Origin of the sequence: Pseudomonas sp. F(2018), from assembly GCF_005508865.1 — a bacterium.
Lineage (GTDB): Bacteria > Pseudomonadota > Gammaproteobacteria > Pseudomonadales > Pseudomonadaceae > Aquipseudomonas.
This window is the reverse complement of record NZ_SCOM01000001.1, coordinates 385996-402862: the sequence shown is the minus strand read 5'-3', so window position 1 is coordinate 402862 and position 16867 is coordinate 385996. Positions and strand designations below refer to the sequence as shown.

14 protein-coding genes are annotated in these 16867 nt (G+C 65.7%); 6 read left to right on the top strand and 8 right to left on the bottom strand.

All coding sequences use genetic code 11. The features are described 5' to 3' along the window. Positions 1–7: 7 nt before the first annotated feature. Positions 8–739 carry a DNA-formamidopyrimidine glycosylase family protein gene (locus FFS62_RS01845; protein ID WP_137971109.1) on the top strand — a complete coding sequence of 244 codons (732 nt, stop codon included), beginning with the start codon at positions 8–10 and terminating at the stop codon, positions 737–739. Here the strand turns inward: FFS62_RS01845 and FFS62_RS01840 are convergent. The 5 genes from FFS62_RS01840 to FFS62_RS01820 form a co-directional block, all read right to left on the bottom strand. Further along, a complete protein-coding gene (locus FFS62_RS01840) occupies positions 730–1485 on the bottom strand; it encodes a DUF2182 domain-containing protein (protein WP_137971108.1) in 756 nt (251 codons plus the stop codon). The two genes, FFS62_RS01845 and FFS62_RS01840, sit on opposite strands and share 10 nt — an antisense overlap. After that, a complete protein-coding gene (locus FFS62_RS01835; protein ID WP_137971107.1) occupies positions 1466–2101 on the bottom strand; it encodes a DUF1326 domain-containing protein in 636 nt (211 codons plus the stop codon). The genes FFS62_RS01840 and FFS62_RS01835 overlap by 20 nt, the downstream gene beginning before the upstream one ends. Positions 2102–2257: 156 nt before the next feature. After that, positions 2258–3835: a glutamine-hydrolyzing GMP synthase gene (gene guaA / locus FFS62_RS01830; RefSeq protein ID WP_137971106.1), complete on the bottom strand. Its 1578-nt coding sequence runs from the start codon at positions 3833–3835 to the stop codon at positions 2258–2260. 77 nt (positions 3836–3912) lie between these two features. Next, a complete protein-coding gene (gene guaB, locus FFS62_RS01825) occupies positions 3913–5382 on the bottom strand; it encodes an IMP dehydrogenase (protein WP_137971105.1) in 1470 nt (489 codons plus the stop codon). 83 nt (positions 5383–5465) lie between these two features. After that, positions 5466–6014, bottom strand: a complete 549-nt coding sequence (locus tag FFS62_RS01820; RefSeq protein ID WP_137971104.1) for a sugar ABC transporter ATPase — start codon at positions 6012–6014, stop codon at positions 5466–5468. Positions 6015–6113: 99 nt separating this feature from the next. Here FFS62_RS01820 and xseA point away from each other — a divergent pair, with 99 nt between their 5' ends. From xseA to FFS62_RS01790, 5 genes are all read left to right on the top strand, one after another. Next, a complete protein-coding gene (gene xseA / locus FFS62_RS01815; RefSeq protein ID WP_137971103.1) occupies positions 6114–7493 on the top strand; it encodes an exodeoxyribonuclease VII large subunit in 1380 nt (459 codons plus the stop codon). A gap of 3 nt (positions 7494–7496) precedes the next feature. Further along, positions 7497–8324 carry a M23 family metallopeptidase gene (locus FFS62_RS01810; protein WP_137971102.1) on the top strand — a complete coding sequence of 276 codons (828 nt, stop codon included), beginning with the start codon at positions 7497–7499 and terminating at the stop codon, positions 8322–8324. 112 nt (positions 8325–8436) lie between these two features. Continuing rightward, the gene (locus FFS62_RS23130; RefSeq protein ID WP_171016246.1) at positions 8437–10122 is read left to right on the top strand and encodes a flagellinolysin; all 1686 of its coding nucleotides are present in this window, start codon (positions 8437–8439) and stop codon (positions 10120–10122) included. A 279-nt stretch (positions 10123–10401) separates the two neighbouring features. Then, positions 10402–12072 (top strand): 2-isopropylmalate synthase, encoded by a 1671-nt coding sequence (gene leuA, locus FFS62_RS01795; RefSeq protein ID WP_137971101.1) that lies wholly within the window; start codon positions 10402–10404, stop codon positions 12070–12072. Between the two features lie 145 nt (positions 12073–12217). Further along, entirely contained in the window at positions 12218–13273 is a 1056-nt protein-coding gene (locus tag FFS62_RS01790) for an NAD(P)-dependent alcohol dehydrogenase (protein WP_137971100.1), read from the top strand. A gap of 49 nt (positions 13274–13322) precedes the next feature. Here FFS62_RS01790 and FFS62_RS01785 read toward each other — a convergent pair whose 3' ends face one another. The 3 genes from FFS62_RS01785 to der all read right to left on the bottom strand — a co-directional run bounded on the left by FFS62_RS01785 (position 13323) and on the right by der (position 16845). Beyond that, on the bottom strand, positions 13323–14114 hold the full coding sequence (locus FFS62_RS01785) for an amidohydrolase (protein WP_137971099.1): 792 nt from the start codon (positions 14112–14114) through the stop codon (positions 13323–13325). Continuing rightward, positions 14102–15250: a pyridoxal phosphate-dependent aminotransferase gene (locus tag FFS62_RS01780; protein ID WP_137971098.1), complete on the bottom strand. Its 1149-nt coding sequence runs from the start codon at positions 15248–15250 to the stop codon at positions 14102–14104. Before FFS62_RS01780 ends, FFS62_RS01785 begins: the two co-directional genes overlap by 13 nt. Before the next feature lie 128 nt (positions 15251–15378). After that, positions 15379–16845 (bottom strand): ribosome biogenesis GTPase Der, encoded by a 1467-nt coding sequence (der, locus tag FFS62_RS01775; protein WP_137971097.1) that lies wholly within the window; start codon positions 16843–16845, stop codon positions 15379–15381. Positions 16846–16867: the final 22 nt, after the last annotated feature.

Below are 16867 nucleotides of genomic sequence, written 5' to 3'. Positions count from 1 at the left end.
GCACAACATGCCCGAAGGCCCCAGCATCCTGATTCTGCGCGAGGAGACCGAGCGCTTCGCCGGCCAGCGCATCCTGCGCGTGGAGGGCAACAGCAAGGTCGACCTGCAGCGTCTGCAAGGCCAGCGGGTGAAGGCCCTGCGCAGCTGGGGCAAGCATTTCCTGATAGAGCTGGAAGACGTCGTGGTGCGCATCCATCTGCTGCTGTTCGGCAGTTACCGCATCGACGAGCGCAAGGACGCGGCGCCGCGCCTGAGTCTGGGCTTCGCCAATGGCGAGCTGAACTTCTATGGCTGCTCGGTGCAGTTCCTGCAGCCGCCGCTCAGTGAACATTACGACTGGCGCTGCGACACCCTTGCCGATGACTGGGACGCCGAGCTGGCCCTGACCAAGCTGCAGGCGATGCCCGCCACCCTGGCATGCGATGCGATCCTCGATCAGCAGGTGTTCGCCGGCGCCGGCAATATCTTCAAGAACGAGGTGCTGTTTCGTATCCGTGTGCACCCGCTGAGCCCGCTGGGCGCGCTGCCCGCCGGCAAGCTGAAGGAACTGGTGAGCGAGGTGCGCCAGTACGCCTTCGACTTCCTCGCCTGGAAGAAGGCCTTCGTGCTCAAGCAGCACTGGCAGGCACATCGGCAGAGCCGCTGCCCGCGCTGCGCCATTCCCCTGAGCAAGGCCAAGCTGGGGCGCACCCAGCGGCAGAGCTATTACTGCGAGCAGTGCCAGCGGCGCTACGCCTGAACCAGCAACCACACTCCGCTACCGATCAGCAGCGCGCCGCTGACACGGCGCCAGCCGGCGCCCAGCGGCAGCAGCTTCTCCGCCAGCACCAGCAGACTGAGCAGCGCCATGCCCCACAGGCTCATGGCGCCGAGCACCAGCAGGATCAGCATCAGCGCCCAGCAGCAGCCCAGGCAGTAGAGACCGTGGTGCAGACCGGTCAGCCAGGCGCCGCCCAGCCCGGGACGGGCATGGTGCTGGAGGAACTGCAGCGGACTCTGGCAGTGCTCGAGACAGGCGGCCTTGGCCCGACTCAGCTGGTACAGGCCGGACACCAGCAGCACCAGCCCGCCCAATGTCGGCGGCAGGCGCAGACTCATCGGCTCGAGTACGCCCGCACGCTCGCCGAGGGCCTGCAGGCCGGTCAGCAGCAGGGCGAAGCCGCACCACATCAGCCCGTACGCCGCGCAGAACAGCCAGAGCTTGGCCACGCGCTGGCGATCCCTCTGCAGGCAGCGGCGATAGAGCAGGATCATCGGCAGGGCCGCCGGCAGCATCATCGCCTGCATCATCACCAGCCACATGGTGAAGGCCAGCAGCCCCTGCATGGACAGCCAGACCGTCGGCGGCATGGGCATATCGCCCATGGCCGTCATCAGCGCCGCCTGCTGCGCCTGCCAGTACCAGGCCAGGGCGCTGAGCAACAGCACGCCGGCCGAGGCGACCAGCGCGCCCCAGTCCAGCCGGCTAGCCGCGGATGATGCCATTAGGGCCCATGTGCAGGTCGTAGAGCATGGCGTTGCTGCCGGAGTGCTGCAGCGCGATGGCGCCCGTGGTGCGGAAGGTGGCGCTGGCGCAGTCGGTCTCGGTGAACTCGAAGCCCTCGGGCAGCACCACCCGAGCGCGGTGCACCGAGCTATCCACCGGGTTGCGGATCGGCTCGGCGCGGCCCTCGATCAGGCCGGGCACGCGGATGCTGGCGGTCAGGGCGACACGGTCGGTGCGCACCTCCACCGGCAGGAACTGCGGCTCGTGCATGGTCTCCACCGTGCTGGCGAAGATGGCGAAGAAGGCCGTGGGCTCCTGCTCCTGGCCGCTGAGGATGGTCAACAGCGCCTGGCGCTGGGCCTCGCTGGCCCGCTCGTCGATAAACGCCTGGCACTGGCCGTGGCCCTCGTGGACGGGCCCGGGCCAGGCGAAGGTGCAGGCCACATGCAGGTCATCCAGCGCAACGTCGCCGAAGTGCCCCTCGAGGATATGGAAGCCCACCGCCGCCTCGCAGGTGCCGTGGGTCGGCAGCGCGTTGAACTGGCAGGGGCAGCCGTACGCGCAGTTGCACAGGTCGACACCCGCGCCGCGCAATCGCCAATCGACATGGGCCATGACTCCATCCTCGCGAATGAGCGCATCACCCCTTCAGCTTGGTCCGGGGTGCGCCGCCTCGTTAGATGGAATCGGCATCGCGCCGGGGGCTCTGAGCGACAGGCCCTATAAGCGAAAGGACAGCAACGAAAAGGGCAGCTTGCGCTGCCCTTCCGGTCACTCCCACTCGATGGTGGCAGGCGGCTTGCTCGACACGTCGTAGGTGACGCGGGAGATGCCGGAGATCTCGTTGATGATGCGGTTGGAGACTTTCTCCAGCAGCTCGTAGGGCAGGTGCGCCCAGCGTGCGGTCATGAAGTCGATGGTCTCCACGGCGCGCAGGGCCACGACCCAGGCGTAGCGCCGGCCGTCACCGACCACGCCGACCGATTTCACCGGCTGGAACACCACGAAGGCCTGGCTGGTCTTGTGGTACCAGTCGAAGTTGCGCAGCTCTTCGATGAAGATGTGGTCGGCCAGACGCAGCAGGTCGGCGTATTCCTTCTTCACTTCGCCGAGAATGCGCACGCCCAGGCCCGGGCCCGGGAACGGGTGGCGGTAGACCATGTCGTAGGGCAGGCCCAGCTCCAGGCCGATCTTGCGCACCTCGTCCTTGAACAGCTCGCGCAGCGGCTCGACCAGGGAGAACTGCATGTCCTCGGGCAGGCCGCCGACGTTGTGGTGGGACTTGATCACGTGGGCCTTGCCGGTCTTGGCACCGGCGGACTCGATCACGTCCGGGTAGATGGTGCCCTGGGCGAGGAACTTCACATCCTTGAGCTTGGTGGCTTCCTCATCGAACACTTCGATGAAGCTGCGACCGATGATCTTGCGCTTCTCTTCCGGATCACTGACACCGGCCAGACGGCCGAGGAACAGCTCTTCGGCGTTGGCACGGATCACCTTGACGCCCATGTTCTCGGCGAACATGGCCATCACCTGATCGCCTTCCTTGTGGCGCAGCAGGCCGTTGTCGACGAACACGCAGGTCAGCTGTTCGCCGATAGCCTTGTGCAACAGGGCCGCGACCACCGAGGAGTCGACGCCGCCGGACAGGCCCAGCAGCACCTTGTTCGAGCCCACCTGGGCACGCACGGTGGCGATGGCGTCTTCGACGATGTTGGCCGGGGTCCACAGGGCCTCGCAGCCGCAGATATCGAGGATGAAACGGGAGAGGATGCGACCGCCCTGCTTGGTGTGGGTCACTTCCGGGTGGAACTGCACGCCGTAGTAAGCGCGGCTGTCGTCGGCCATGGCGGCGATCGGGCAGCTCGGGGTGCTGGCCAGGATGTGGAAGCCGGCAGGCATGGCGGTGACCTTGTCGCCGTGGCTCATCCATACGTCCAGACCCAGCACGCCGTCGGTGTCCACGTGGTCTTCGATGCCGTCGAGCAGGCGGGCCTTGCCGACCACGTCGACGCGGGCGTAGCCGAACTCGCGCAGGTCGGAACCCTCGACCTTGCCGCCGAGCTGCTCGGCCATGGTCTGCATGCCGTAGCAGATGCCGAACAGCGGCACGTTCAGATCGAACACCGCCTGCGGCGCGCGCGGGCTGTCGGCTTCATGCACCGACTCCGGGCCGCCGGCGAGGATGATGCCGCGCGGGGCGAAGGCGCGGATGTCGGCGTCGGCCATGTCGAACGGGTGGATCTCGCAGTACACACCGATTTCGCGCACACGGCGGGCGATCAGCTGGGTGTACTGGGAACCGAAGTCGAGGATGAGGATGCGGTGGGCGTGAATGTCGTGGGCCATGGCCGTCTCTCGTAGCGGAAGTCACAAATGACACGGGGCTGGTTAGTCAGCCCCGTGTGTACATCGTCTTGCTGGAATCAGCCCACGCGGTAGTTCGGGGCTTCCTTGGTGATCTGCACGTCGTGCACGTGCGACTCGGCCATGCCGGCGCCGGTGATGCGCACGAACTCCGGCTTGGTGCGCATTTCCTCGACGGTGGCGCAGCCGGTGTAGCCCATGGAGGCGCGCAGGCCGCCCATCAACTGGTGCACGATGGCGCTCATCGCGCCCTTGTACGGCACGCGACCTTCGATACCTTCCGGCACCAGCTTCTCGGCACCGGCCGAGGAGTCCTGGAAGTAACGGTCGGACGAGCCTTGCGCCTGGGCCATGGCGCCCAGCGAGCCCATGCCGCGGTAGGCCTTGTAGGAACGACCCTGGAACAGTTCGACTTCGCCCGGGGCTTCTTCGGTACCAGCCAGCATCGAGCCGATCATCACGGCGGAAGCGCCGGCGACGATGGCTTTGGACAGGTCACCGGAGAAGCGGATGCCACCGTCGGCGATCAGCGGAACACCGGTACCGGCCAGGGCGGCAGCGACGTTGGCCACGGCGCTGATCTGCGGCACGCCGACGCCGGCGACGATACGGGTGGTGCAGATGGAGCCCGGGCCGATGCCGACCTTGACGCCATCGGCGCCGGCGGCGACCAGGGCCTTGGCGGCGTCACCGGTGGCGATGTTGCCGCCGATCACCTGGACTTCCGGGAAGTTCTCCTTGACCCAGCGTACGCGGTCGATCACGCCCTTGGAGTGGCCGTGGGCGGTGTCGACGATGATCACGTCGACGCCGGCGGCGACCAGTGCGCCGACACGGTCACCAGTATCGGCGCCGGTACCGACGGCGGCGCCGACGCGCAGGCGGCCCTGGTCGTCCTTGCTGGCCAGCGGGTAGGCCTTGGCCTTCTCGATGTCCTTAACGGTCATCATGCCCTTCAGGTTAAAGGCGTCGTCGACGATCAGGACTTTCTCGATACGGTGCTTGTGCAGCAGCTCGCGCACGGTTTCCTTGGTAGCGCCTTCCTTGACGGTGACCAGGCGCTCTTTCGGCGTCATCACGTCACGCACCAGGGCGTCCAGGCGATTCTCGAAGCGCACGTCACGGGAGGTGACGATGCCGACCAGGTCGCCGTTGGAGAGCACCGGCACACCGGAGATGTTGTGCTGGCGGGTCAGTTCGAACAGGTCACGTACGGTGGCGTTGGCCTCGATGGTGATCGGGTCCTTGACCACGCCGGCCTCGAACTTCTTGACCTTGCGCACCTCGGCAGCCTGCTGCTCGATGGTCATGTTCTTGTGGATGATGCCAATGCCGCCTTCCTGGGCCATGGCGATGGCCAGGCGCGCTTCGGTGACGGTATCCATCGCGGCGGACAGCAGCGGGATGTTCAGCTCGATGCCACGGGTCAGGCGGGTCTTCAGGCTGACGTCCTTGGGCAGGACTTCGGAATAACCGGGGATGAGCAGAACGTCGTCGAAGGTCAGTGCTTCTTGGCTGATGCGCAGCATGGCGGGGCTCCCGGGAGGGAAAAATAAGAAGCGCGGCATTATACCTAGCCACCCGCCATCACTCAATGCGCGGTTTCGCCCACTCAGCTCTTTACCTGAACCTGGGCCAACGGTTGCCCCAGGCGCTCGGTCAGCTCCTCGAGAAAGGCCGGGCGAAAACCCGCGGGGCCCCAGCCATTGAAGATCAGGCCAAGGTTGGAGAAGGCGCAGGGCTGCAGGAACAGGAAGCCGTTGATGTCGTCCTCATGGCCGCATTCGGGACAGGTGAAGTTGTCGGTCTGCCCGGGCATCCACTCCTCCAGGCTGGCGAACAGCGCCTCGCCGATTTCCTGGCGGCACTCCGCGCAGCCGGCTTCCTCGAGAAAACCCTCGGTAGGCGTATAGATGCAGCGCTTGGTGACTATCTCCAGGCCATTGAGCGGCTGACCATAGGGCAGCAACTCGGGACGCTGGACGATCTGCCGCGCGCCCGGTGCGATGGCGTGGGCCATGCCGTGCGAACCACGGCCGCAGGTGGTCGGCAGCTGCTCGACGATGTCGCGCTTGACCAGCCAGCGCAGGATGCCCCAGGCCTTGGCCTCATGGCCGGGCAGGCTGGAGATGCGCGGAACGAGAATGATCTGATCGCTCATGACTACACCGCAAGGCGAAAAACGGCTGCGCAGCTTAATGACCACGCGGCGCCGGTCAAGCGCCTATGGCTGTTTCAGTAAAGCCTTTATCATGCCGCCATGCTCAACGATCCCTTCCAGCGCCTCGGTCTCGACCGCGACACCCTCAGCGTCAGCCAGCTCAACAACCGCGCGCGGCTGTTGCTGGAGGACGTGTTCGCCCAGGTCTGGGTCGAGGGCGAAATCTCCAACCTGGCCAAGCCCGCCTCCGGGCACCTCTATTTCACCCTGAAGGACAGCCAGGCCCAGGTGCGCTGCGCGCTGTTCCGGCAGAACGCCGCCCGCGTGCGCCAGGCGCTGCGCGATGGCCTGGCGGTGAAGGTGCGCGGCAAGGTCTCGCTGTTCGAGGGCCGTGGCGATTACCAGTTGATCCTCGACACGGTGGAGCCGGCCGGCGACGGCGCCCTGCGCCTGGCCTTCGAGGCGCTGAAAGAGAAGCTCTCCGCAGAGGGCCTGTTCGCCAGCGAACGCAAGCGCACCCTGCCCGCTCACCCGCAACGCATTGGCATTGTCAGCTCGCCGACCGGCGCGGTGATCCGCGACATCATCAGCGTGTTCCGCCGCCGTGCGCCGCAGGTGGCGTTGACCCTGATCCCCACCGCCGTACAGGGCCGCGAGGCCACCGCGCAGATCGTCCGCGGCCTGCAGCTGGCCGACCGCGCCGGCTTCGACGCGATCATCCTGGCCCGCGGCGGCGGCTCGCTGGAGGACCTCTGGTGCTTCAACGAGGAAGCGGTGGCGCGCGCCGTGGCCGCCTGCGTAACGCCCATCGTCAGCGCCGTCGGTCATGAGACCGATGTGTCGATCAGCGACTTCGTTGCCGACGTGCGCGCCCCCACCCCATCCGCCGCCGCCGAACTGCTGGCCCCGGACAGCTCCGACCTGCAGCGTCGCCTGGACGGCCTCAGCCGCCGCCTGGCCCTGACCCTGCAAACCCGCCTGAGCCGCGAACAGCTGCGCCTGGAAAGCCTGACCCGGCGCCTGCGCCATCCCGGCGAACGTCTGCGCCAGCAGGCCCAACACCTGGACGACCTGGACATGCGCCTGCGCCGCGCCTTCACCCAGCAGTCCACCAGCCGCCATGAGCGCCTGGCGCGTCTTGAGGGACGCCTGAACGCGCAGCACCCGGGACGCGCCCTGGCCCTGCTGCGCCAGCGCCTGGATAGCCTGGCCGAGCGCCTGCCGCGCGCCACCCAGGCGCGCCTGCGCGAGCAGCGGCAGCAGCTGCAGAGCCTGGCCCAGACCCTGCACATCGTCAGCCCGCTGGCTACCTTGGGCCGCGGCTACAGCATCCTCCTCGACGAGCGCGGCCAGGCCGTGCGCAGCGCCGCCCAGACCCAGCCCGGCCAACGCCTCAAGGCCCGGCTGGGCGAAGGCCAGCTCGATGTACGGGTCGAGGACAACCACCTCACCCCGGTCACCCTCTCGCTTCTGGACTGACACGTGCGCCCGCTTATCGCCCTGCTGCTCTGCCTCGCCCTACCCGTCTCCGCCCTGGCGGCCGATGGTTTCATCAGCCGCCTGCTGAACAAGCCGGTACCCGGTGGCGTTGCCGTGCTCGACCTGGGCGATGGACCGACTGCGCCGCAGGCGCGCTACCAGGGCAAGCCGGTGCTGGTGGTGAAGGAAGAAGGCAAGCGCTGGATCGCCATCGTCGGCATCCCGCTTAGCGTGAAACCTGGCATGCAGCAGATCGAAGCGGATGGTCAGGCCCTGAGCTTTGAGGTCGGCGCCAAGCACTACCGCGAGCAGCGCATCACCCTGAAGAACAAGGAGCAGGTCAATCCGAGCCCGGCCAACCTCAAACGCATTGAGCGCGAGCTGGCCGAGCAGACCCACGCCTATCAGCAGTTCAGCGCCCGCCAGCCAAGCAACCTGCTGTTCGACAAACCGGTCAACGGCCCGCTGTCCTCGCCCTTCGGCCTGCGCCGCTTCTTCAATGGCGAGGAGCGCAACCCGCACTCCGGGCTGGACTTCGCCGTCGGCGCCGGCACGCCGATCAAGGCCCCGGCCGCCGGCAAGGTGACGCTGATCGGCGACTACTTCTTCAACGGCAAGACGGTATTCGTCGACCACGGCCAAGGCCTGATCAGCATGTTCTGCCACCTGTCCAAGATCGACGTGCAACTGGGCCAGGAACTGCCGCGCGGCGGCGTGGTGGGCAAGGTCGGCGCCACCGGCCGCGCTACCGGGCCGCACATGCACTGGAACGTCAGCCTCAACGACGCCCGCGTCGACCCGGCGATCTTTATCGGCGCGTTCAAACCCTGACAGCTACCGTTCGTCGCCCTTCATCGGCCAAGACTCAAGCGAAGCGCTGGGTTGCCGATTTATCCAGTTAAGCCGGACCACCGTTCGGCAGACTTGCGTGTGAGCCGACTGGATGCTGACGGTCAATACCAACATCGCCTCGTCGTTCACGCGTCGCCAACTGGAAAGCAATAGCACCGGCCTCAACACTGCGCTGCAACGCCTGTCCACCGGACAGCGCATCAACAGCGCCAAGGATGATGCCGCCGGACTGCAGATTTCCAACCGTCTGACCTCGCAGGTGCGAGGCCTGAATGTCGCGACGCGGAATGCCAACGACGGCATATCGCTGCTACAGGTAGCCGAAGGTGCGCTTCAAAGCGTGACCGACGCACTGCAGCGCATTCGCGCGCTCGGCCTCCAGGCAATGAACGGTTCCAATGGCATCAGCGAGCGCGAGGCCCTCAACCAAGAGGCCCAGCAGTTGCTGCAAGAGATCAATCGGGTCAACGAGACCACAACCTTCGCCGGCCGCAAGGTGTTCGACCAGGGTAATTTCTCGGTACTCGGTGACCTCGAACAGCGTGCCGTACTCAACTCGCTCAAGGGTTTCTGGATCAGCGAAGGCGAGCAGCGCGTATACGATGCCTATGGCTTGCGCGCTGGCGGCTCCGAACTGGACATCACCCTCAGCGACAACCCCAGCAGCACGGCACTTGCATCGGTGTCCTACACCGGCGCAGATGCCGGCGGGCGAGTGCTGAACCAGGTGCTGGATGTCAACCTCGCCTATTTCGATGCCTCTACCCTGCCCAACGGCGGCACCAACCCGGCGCAGTACACCGATAGGGTCATCGCCCACGAAATGGCTCACGCGGTGATGGGCCGCACCATGAACTTCGCGTCGGGCCTGACCAACTGGTTCATCGAGGGTGCTGCCGAAGCCGTGCATGGAGCCGACGAACGTCTGGCCGGTGACACCGCCGGCGGCACCAACGTGGCCGCGATGCTGGCGGCCTACAATGCCGATGACGTGAGCGGCAGCGCCGGCTATTCCGCAGGCTTTGCCGCCATCCGCTACATGCATGACAGCATCAAGGCCGCAGGCGGCAAAGGCATCAAGGACGTCATGGGTTACCTCAACACCCATAGCGGCTCCACTCTCGACCAAGCGCTGACCAACGCCAGCCATGGGGCCTTTGCCAGCCTGGCCGACTTCGACACCCAGTTCAACGCCGATGCCGCGACCTTCGTCGCTGCGATGAATCTCACCAACGCCGATACCGGTGCCATCGGCGGGCTGGATGCCGACAGCGGAATCGAGCTGACCGCCGAGAGCGTGCTGCCCAACCAGGGCACCGGAGTACCCGGATCGCAAGGCTTCAGCCTTGACGAACCGGAGCTATTCAGTATCAGCGGAGTCGGTGGCAACGCGCTGACGCAGTTCCAGGTGGGGGCCAATGCCTACGAAACCATCCAGATCGGCATAAGCTCCTTCAATACCGAAACTCTGGCTCTCAGCCGTCTCGACCTGGTCGATCTCCCCGGCCTCGCGGTGATGGACGTGGACGACGCACTGGGCTACATCGACCGCCAACGAGCCTACATGGGCGCCGTACAGAATCGCCTGCAGTCCACCATAGAAAACCTGCAGAGCGTCTCCGAAAATGCTTCTGCCAGCCGCTCGCGCATCCTGGATACCGACTTCGCCGCGGAGACTGCCAACCTGGTCTCCAAGCAGATCATTCAGCAGGCGGCACAGAGCGTGCTGGCCCAGGCCAACCAGCAACCTCAAGCAGTACTCAGCCTGCTCAGCTGAACCCGCGCAATAAACCCCAAGCAAGCGCTCCCTCGCCGCAACAAATAGCCAACAATTCCCCTGAAACGCAATAATCGCGCGTTTTTCAGACAAGCATTGCCATCTTTACCCACTGAACGTAGGGTTATCAGCATGAACACGGCCCATACCCTTATTCTTCTGCGTCAACACGCCTGCCAGCGCCTGGTCAGTCCACGACTGCGTGGCTGAATCCCGCCTCCGACGCACAACTTCGATTTCGCGATTCGCCCGGCCTGCCGCCGCCCCAAGGATACCCCGATGACCATGCTCAAAGACCCTTCGAAGAAGTACCGCCCGTTCACCCAGGTGCAGCTCCCCGACCGCACCTGGCCGGACCAAATCATCGACAAGGCGCCGATCTGGCTGTCCACCGACCTGCGCGACGGCAACCAGTCGCTGATCGAGCCGATGGACGCCGAGAAGAAGATGCGCTTCTTCAAGTGCCTGGTCGCCGTGGGCCTGAAGGAAATCGAAGTGGGCTTCCCGTCCGCCTCGCAGACCGACTTCGACTTCGTCCGCGAGCTGATCGAGGGTGGCCACATTCCTGACGACGTGACCATCCAGGTACTGACCCAGGCCCGCGAGGACCTGATCAACCGCACCTTCGAGTCGCTCAAGGGCGCGAAGAAGGCCATCGTCCACTACTACAACGCCACCGCGCCGAGCTTCCGCCGCATCGTCTTCAACCAGGACAAGGCTGGCGTGGTCGAGATCGCCACCAGCGCCGCGCGGATCATCAAGCGCCTGGCCGCCGGCCAGCCGGAGACCCAGTGGGGCTTCGAGTATTCGCCGGAAGTGTTCAGCTCCACCGAAATCGACTTCGCCGTCGAGGTGTGCAACGCGGTGATCGGCGTGTTCGAGCCGACCCCGGCGCAGAAGCTGATACTCAACCTGCCGGCCACCATCGAGTGCGCCACGCCGAACAACTACGCCGACCAGATCGAGTGGTTCGGCCGCCACGTCGCCCGCCGCGACAGCGTGCTGATCAGCGTGCACACCCATAACGACCGTGGCACCGGCGTGGCCGCCTCGGAACTGGCCGTGATGGCTGGCGCCGACCGTGTCGAAGGCTGCCTGTTCGGCAACGGCGAGCGCACCGGCAACGTCTGCCTGGTGACCCTGGCGCTCAACCTCTATACCCAGGGCGTCGACCCCGAGCTGGACTTTTCCGACATCGACACCGTGCGCAAGGTAGTGGAAGAGTGCAACCAGCTGCCGGTGCACCCGCGCCACCCGTATGTCGGCGATCTGGTCCACACCGCCTTCTCCGGCTCGCACCAGGACGCGATCCGCAAGGGCTTCGCCCAGCAGGACCCGGAAGGCATCTGGGAAGTGCCGTACCTGCCGATCGATCCGGCCGATATCGGTCGTGACTATGAAGCCGTGATTCGCGTCAACAGCCAGTCCGGCAAGGGCGGCATCACCTTCCTGCTCGAGCAGGAATACGGCATCAGCCTGCCGCGCCGCATGCAGATCGAGTTCAGCCAGGTGGTGCAGCGCGAGACCGACCGCCTCGGCCTGGAGATGACCGCCCAGCAGATCTACGGCCTGCTGCAGAGCGAGTACCTGCAAGCCGACAGCCCGTACGAGCTGAAGAGCCATCGCCTGCAGGAAGAGAACGGCATCTGCACCGTCGACGTCGATGTCAGCTATGAAGGCGAAGCCCGGCGCAAGCACGGCACCGGCAAGGGCCCGCTGGAGGCGCTGGTTGCGGCCCTGCCGCAGAACATCGAGATCATGGACTACCACGAACATGCCATCAGCGCCGGCACCAACGCCCAGGCCGTGGCCTATATCGAGGTACGCCTGAACGGTGGCCGTCCGCTGCACGGCATCGGCATCGACGAGAACCTGACCACGGCGACCTTCCGTGCCCTGTTCAGCGCGCTCAACCGCGCGCTGGCGCAGACCGAGGTTCAGGCGGCCTGAGCAAGGCACGCTTGAACGAGGGGGCTGCGGCCCCCTTTTTCATGCCCGCATCTCTGGGCATGGATTCGGCAGGATTGGGCAAACCGGCCTCCCTCCCCTTGCAATAACCTCTCCTTCGGCTTACCGATCCGCCAAGGAGACTTCCATGAGCAAGACCCTCGCCTTCGCCGCCCAAGCCCCGCACACCCCGCTGGCACCCCTCGAGATCCAGCGCCGTGCCGTCGGCCCGGACGACGTGGCCATCGCCATTCTCTACTGCGGCGTCTGCCACTCGGACCTGCACACCGCACGCAACGAATGGAACAACACCCTGTACCCCTCGGTGCCGGGCCACGAGATCGTCGGCCGCGTCACGGCCGTCGGCAGCAACGTCTCGAAATTCAAGGTCGGCGATGTGGCCGGCGTCGGCTGCATGGTCGACAGCTGCCGCCACTGCGCCTCCTGCAACGAGAACCTCGAGCAGTACTGCGAGAGCGGTTTCACCGGCACCTACAACGGCCCGGTATTCGGTGGCGAAAACACCTTCGGCGGCTACTCCCAGCACATAGTGGTGGAGCAGCGCTTCGTCCTGCGCATCAGCCACACCGACCCCGCCCAGCTGGCCGCTGTAGCGCCGCTACTGTGCGCCGGCATCACCACCTACTCGCCGCTGCGCCAGTGGAAGGTCGGCCCGGGACAGAAGGTCGGCATCGTCGGGTTGGGTGGCCTCGGCCATATGGGCGTGAAGATCGCCGCCGCCATGGGCGCCCGCGTGGTGCTGTTCACCACCTCGCCGAACAAGCGTGAGGACGCCCTGCGCCTGGGCGCCAGCGAAGTGGTGGTCTCGAAGAACGCCGAGGAGATGGCCGCCCATGTGGGCAGCTTCGACTTCATCCTCAACACCGTGGCCGCGCCGCACGACCTCAACCCCTTCCTCAACCTGCTCAAGCGCGACGCCACCCTGTGCCTGGTCGGCGCCCCGGACTCGCCGCACCCGTCGCCTGACGTGTTCGGCCTGATCTTCAAGCGCCGACGCATCGCCGGTTCGCTGATCGGCGGCATCGCCGAGACCCAGGAGATGCTCGACTTCTGCGCCGCCCACGGCATCGTCTCGGACATCGAGATGATCCCCATGCAGGCGATCAACCAGGCTTACGAGCGCATGCTCAAAAGCGATGTGAAGTACCGCTTCGTGATCGACATGGCCAGCCTGCAGGCCTGAGAAAAGACCACGCCGGGCTCGGGCCAGGCGTGGTCATATCTGCAGCCGATCAATCCAGGCTGAAGCCATCGGCATCCAGGTAGGCCGGGAAGCGCTGCCGATAGGCGGCCAGCTCGGCGGCCGACAGGCGCACGCGGAACACGCCTGCAGCATCGCCCGGCGCCAGTAGGCTCTCGCCCTGGAAGTCCAGCACCTGGCTGTCGCCGCTGTAGGGGTGGCCATTGCCGTCGCTACCGATGCGGTTCACCGCGGCCACGTAGCACAGGTTCTCGATCGCCCGCGCCGGCAGCAGGCGATTCCAGTGGTGACGGCGCGCGCCAGGCCAGTTGGCGGTGTAGAGCAACAGGTCGGTGTCGTGTGGGTCGCGGCTCCATACCGGGAAGCGCAGGTCGTAGCAGATCAGCGGACGCACCTGCCAGCCCTTCACTTCCAGCAGTACCTGCTCCTCACCGGTGCTGTAGTGCTTGTGCTCGCCAGCCATGCGGAACAGGTGACGCTTGTCGTAGCGGGCCAGCGAACCATCCGGGCGCGCCCACAGCAGGCGATTGCGGTAGCTGCCGTCGGCGGCCTGGATGATCAGGCTGCCGGTGACCACGGCGCCGATACGTTGGGCCTGCTCGCGCAGCCAAGCCGTGGTCGGACCGTCCTCCGGCTCGGCCAGTTCGGCCGAATGCATGGAGAAGCCGGTGCTGAACATCTCCGGCAGCACCACCAGGTCGGCGCCACGCGCCTGCTCCAGTAGCGGCCCGAAGCGCGCGCGGTTGGCGGCGGCGTCGTGCCAGTCCAGTTCGCTCTGGATCAGCGCCAGTTCGAGGTCGGGCAGCTGGCTCAGATCGCGCATAGTTTTTCCGCTGCCAGGCGCAGCGTCTCCTCGCGTTTGGCGAAGCAGAAGCGCACCAGGCGCATCTCGCTCGGGGCCTGCTGGTAGAACACCGACACCGGTATCGCCGCCACGCCGTGTTCGCGGGTCAGCCATTCGGCCATGGCCACGTCGTCCAGGTCCGGGCGGATCGCCGAATAGTCGGCCAGCTGGAAGTAGGTGCCTGGCGCGCGGGTGAAGCGGAAACGCGAGCCGGCCAGCAGATCGCAGAACAGGTCGCGCTTGGCCTGGTAGAAGGCCGGCAGATCCTCGACGTGCTCGGGATTGGACTCCATGAAGTCGGCCAGGGCGTGCTGCAGCGGGGTCACGCCGCAGAAATTCACGTATTGGTGGATCTTGCGAAGCTCGGCGGTCAACGCCGGCGGCGCCACCACGTAGCCGGTCTTCCAGCCGGTGACGTGGTAGGTCTTGCCGAAAGAACTGACCACGAAGGCTCGCGCGTACAGCTCCTGGTGGGCCAGCACGCTGGCGTGACGGGCGCCGTCGAAGATCAGATGCTCGTAGACCTCGTCGCTGATGAGGTGGATATCGCGGCCGCGGATCAGTGCGGCCAGACGATCCAGATCGTCACGACTGAGCAGCGCGCCGCTGGGGTTGTGCGGCGAGTTGAGGAAGATCAGCCGGGTGCGCGGGGTAATGGCATCGGCCAGGCGCTGCCAGTCCACAGCGAAGTCCGGCAGGGCCAGCGGCACATGCACGCAGCGGCCGCCGGCCAGTTCCACAGAGGGTTCGTAGCTGTCGTAGCAGGGGTCGAGGACGATGGCCTCGTCGCCCGGATGGATCAGCGCCTGCACCGCGCAGAAGATCGCCTCGGTGGCACCGGGAGTGATGGTGATCTCGCTGTCGGCATCGCGCTGCACGCCATAGCTACGGGCGATCTTGGCCGCTACCTGTTGGCGCAGGCTCGGCAGACCAGTCATCGGCGAATACTGGTTGCGCCCTTCCAGCACATGGCGGGCTACGGCCTCGCGCAGGGCCTGTGGGCCATCGAAATCGGGAAAACCCTGGGACAGGTTGATGGCGCCGACTTCCGCGGCGAGCTGGGACATGCGGGTGAAGATGGTGGTGCCGACATTGGGCAGCTTGCTGGCGAGCATCGGGACTTCCTGCTGGCTTGAGGCGAGTCGCGAGGATAGCCGATGGCCCGCTCAGGATGCAGCAGCGACACCAATGAAAAAGGCGCAGAAGCCGAAGCTGCTGCGCCTTTGTCTGGAACGCCGGTGAATCAGCGCTTCTTGTCCTTGCGCTTCTTCTCGGCCTTCTTGTGGTGGCTCATCAGGCGGCGTTTCTTGTTCACCTGGCGGTCGGTGAGGGTGTTCTTCTTGCCCTCGAAGGGGTTGTCGCCCCCCTTGTACTCGATGCGGATCGGCGTGCCGACCAGCTTGAGCACGCGGCGGAAGGTGTTTTCCAGGTAGCGCGTGTAGGACTTCGGTACCGCATCGACCTGGTTGCCGTGGATCACGATCAGCGGCGGGTTAGCACCACCCAGGTGAGCGTAGCGCAGCTTGATGCGGCGGCCGCTGACCATCGGTGGCTGGTGTTCCTGCACCGCGTCCTCGAGGATCTGCGTCAGGCGGCTGGTCGGCCAGCGTGTGATCGCCGACTTGAACGAGGCCTGCACCGACTTGTACAGGTTGCCCACGCCGGTGCCGTGGAGGGCGGAGATGAAGTGGATATCGGCGTAGTCGACGAAGAACAGCCGGCGCTCCAGCTCGGTCTTCACGTAGTCGCGCTCGCCGGGCTCCATGCCGTCCCACTTGTTCAGGGCGATCACCAGGGCGCGGCCGGATTCGATGGCGAAGCCGAGCAGGTTGAGGTCGTGGTCGACCACACCTTCGCGGGCATCCATGACGAAGATCACCACGTTGGCGTCCTTGATCGCCTGCAGGGTCTTCACCACCGAGAATTTTTCCACTTCCTCGTGGATCTTGCCGCGCTTGCGCACGCCGGCGGTGTCAATCAGCGTGTACTTCTCGTCGTTGCGCTCGAACGGAATGTAGATGCTGTCGCGGGTGGTGCCAGGCTGGTCATAGACCACCACGCGCTCCTCGCCGAGCATGCGATTGACCAGGGTCGACTTGCCGACGTTGGGGCGGCCGATGATGGCGATCTTGATGCCATCCTTCTCGCTCGGCCCGGGAATGCGCTTGGCTTCCTCGCCCTCGGCGACATTCTCGTCGAAGGCATCGTGGTCCTCGTCACGCGGGTATTCACCGAGCGTCGTTTCCAGCAGCTGGGTGATGCCGCGGCCATGGGCGCCGGCAATCGGCAGGGCTTCGCCCATGCCCATCGGGGCGAACTCGGCGCGGGCGATGTCCGGATCGATGTTGTCGATCTTGTTCACCACCAGGTAGCTGCGCTTGTTGCGCTTGCGCAGGTGCTCGCCAATCATCTGGTCGCTGGCGGTCAGGCCGGCACGGGCGTCGACCAGGAACAGCACCACGTCGGCCTCTTCGATGGCCAGCAGCGACTGCTCGGCCATCTTCTCGTCGATGCCCTCCTCGTCGCCGGTGATGCCGCCGGTGTCGACCAGGATGTAGCTGCGCCCTTCCCACTTGGCATCGCCATACTGGCGATCGCGGGTCAGGCCGGCCAGGTCACCGACAATGGCATCGCGGCTGCGGGTCAGGCGGTTGAACAGAGTCGACTTGCCCACATTGGGACGGCCCACCAGGGCGATTACCGGAACCATTGGGCTCCTCCACAGCTAAATC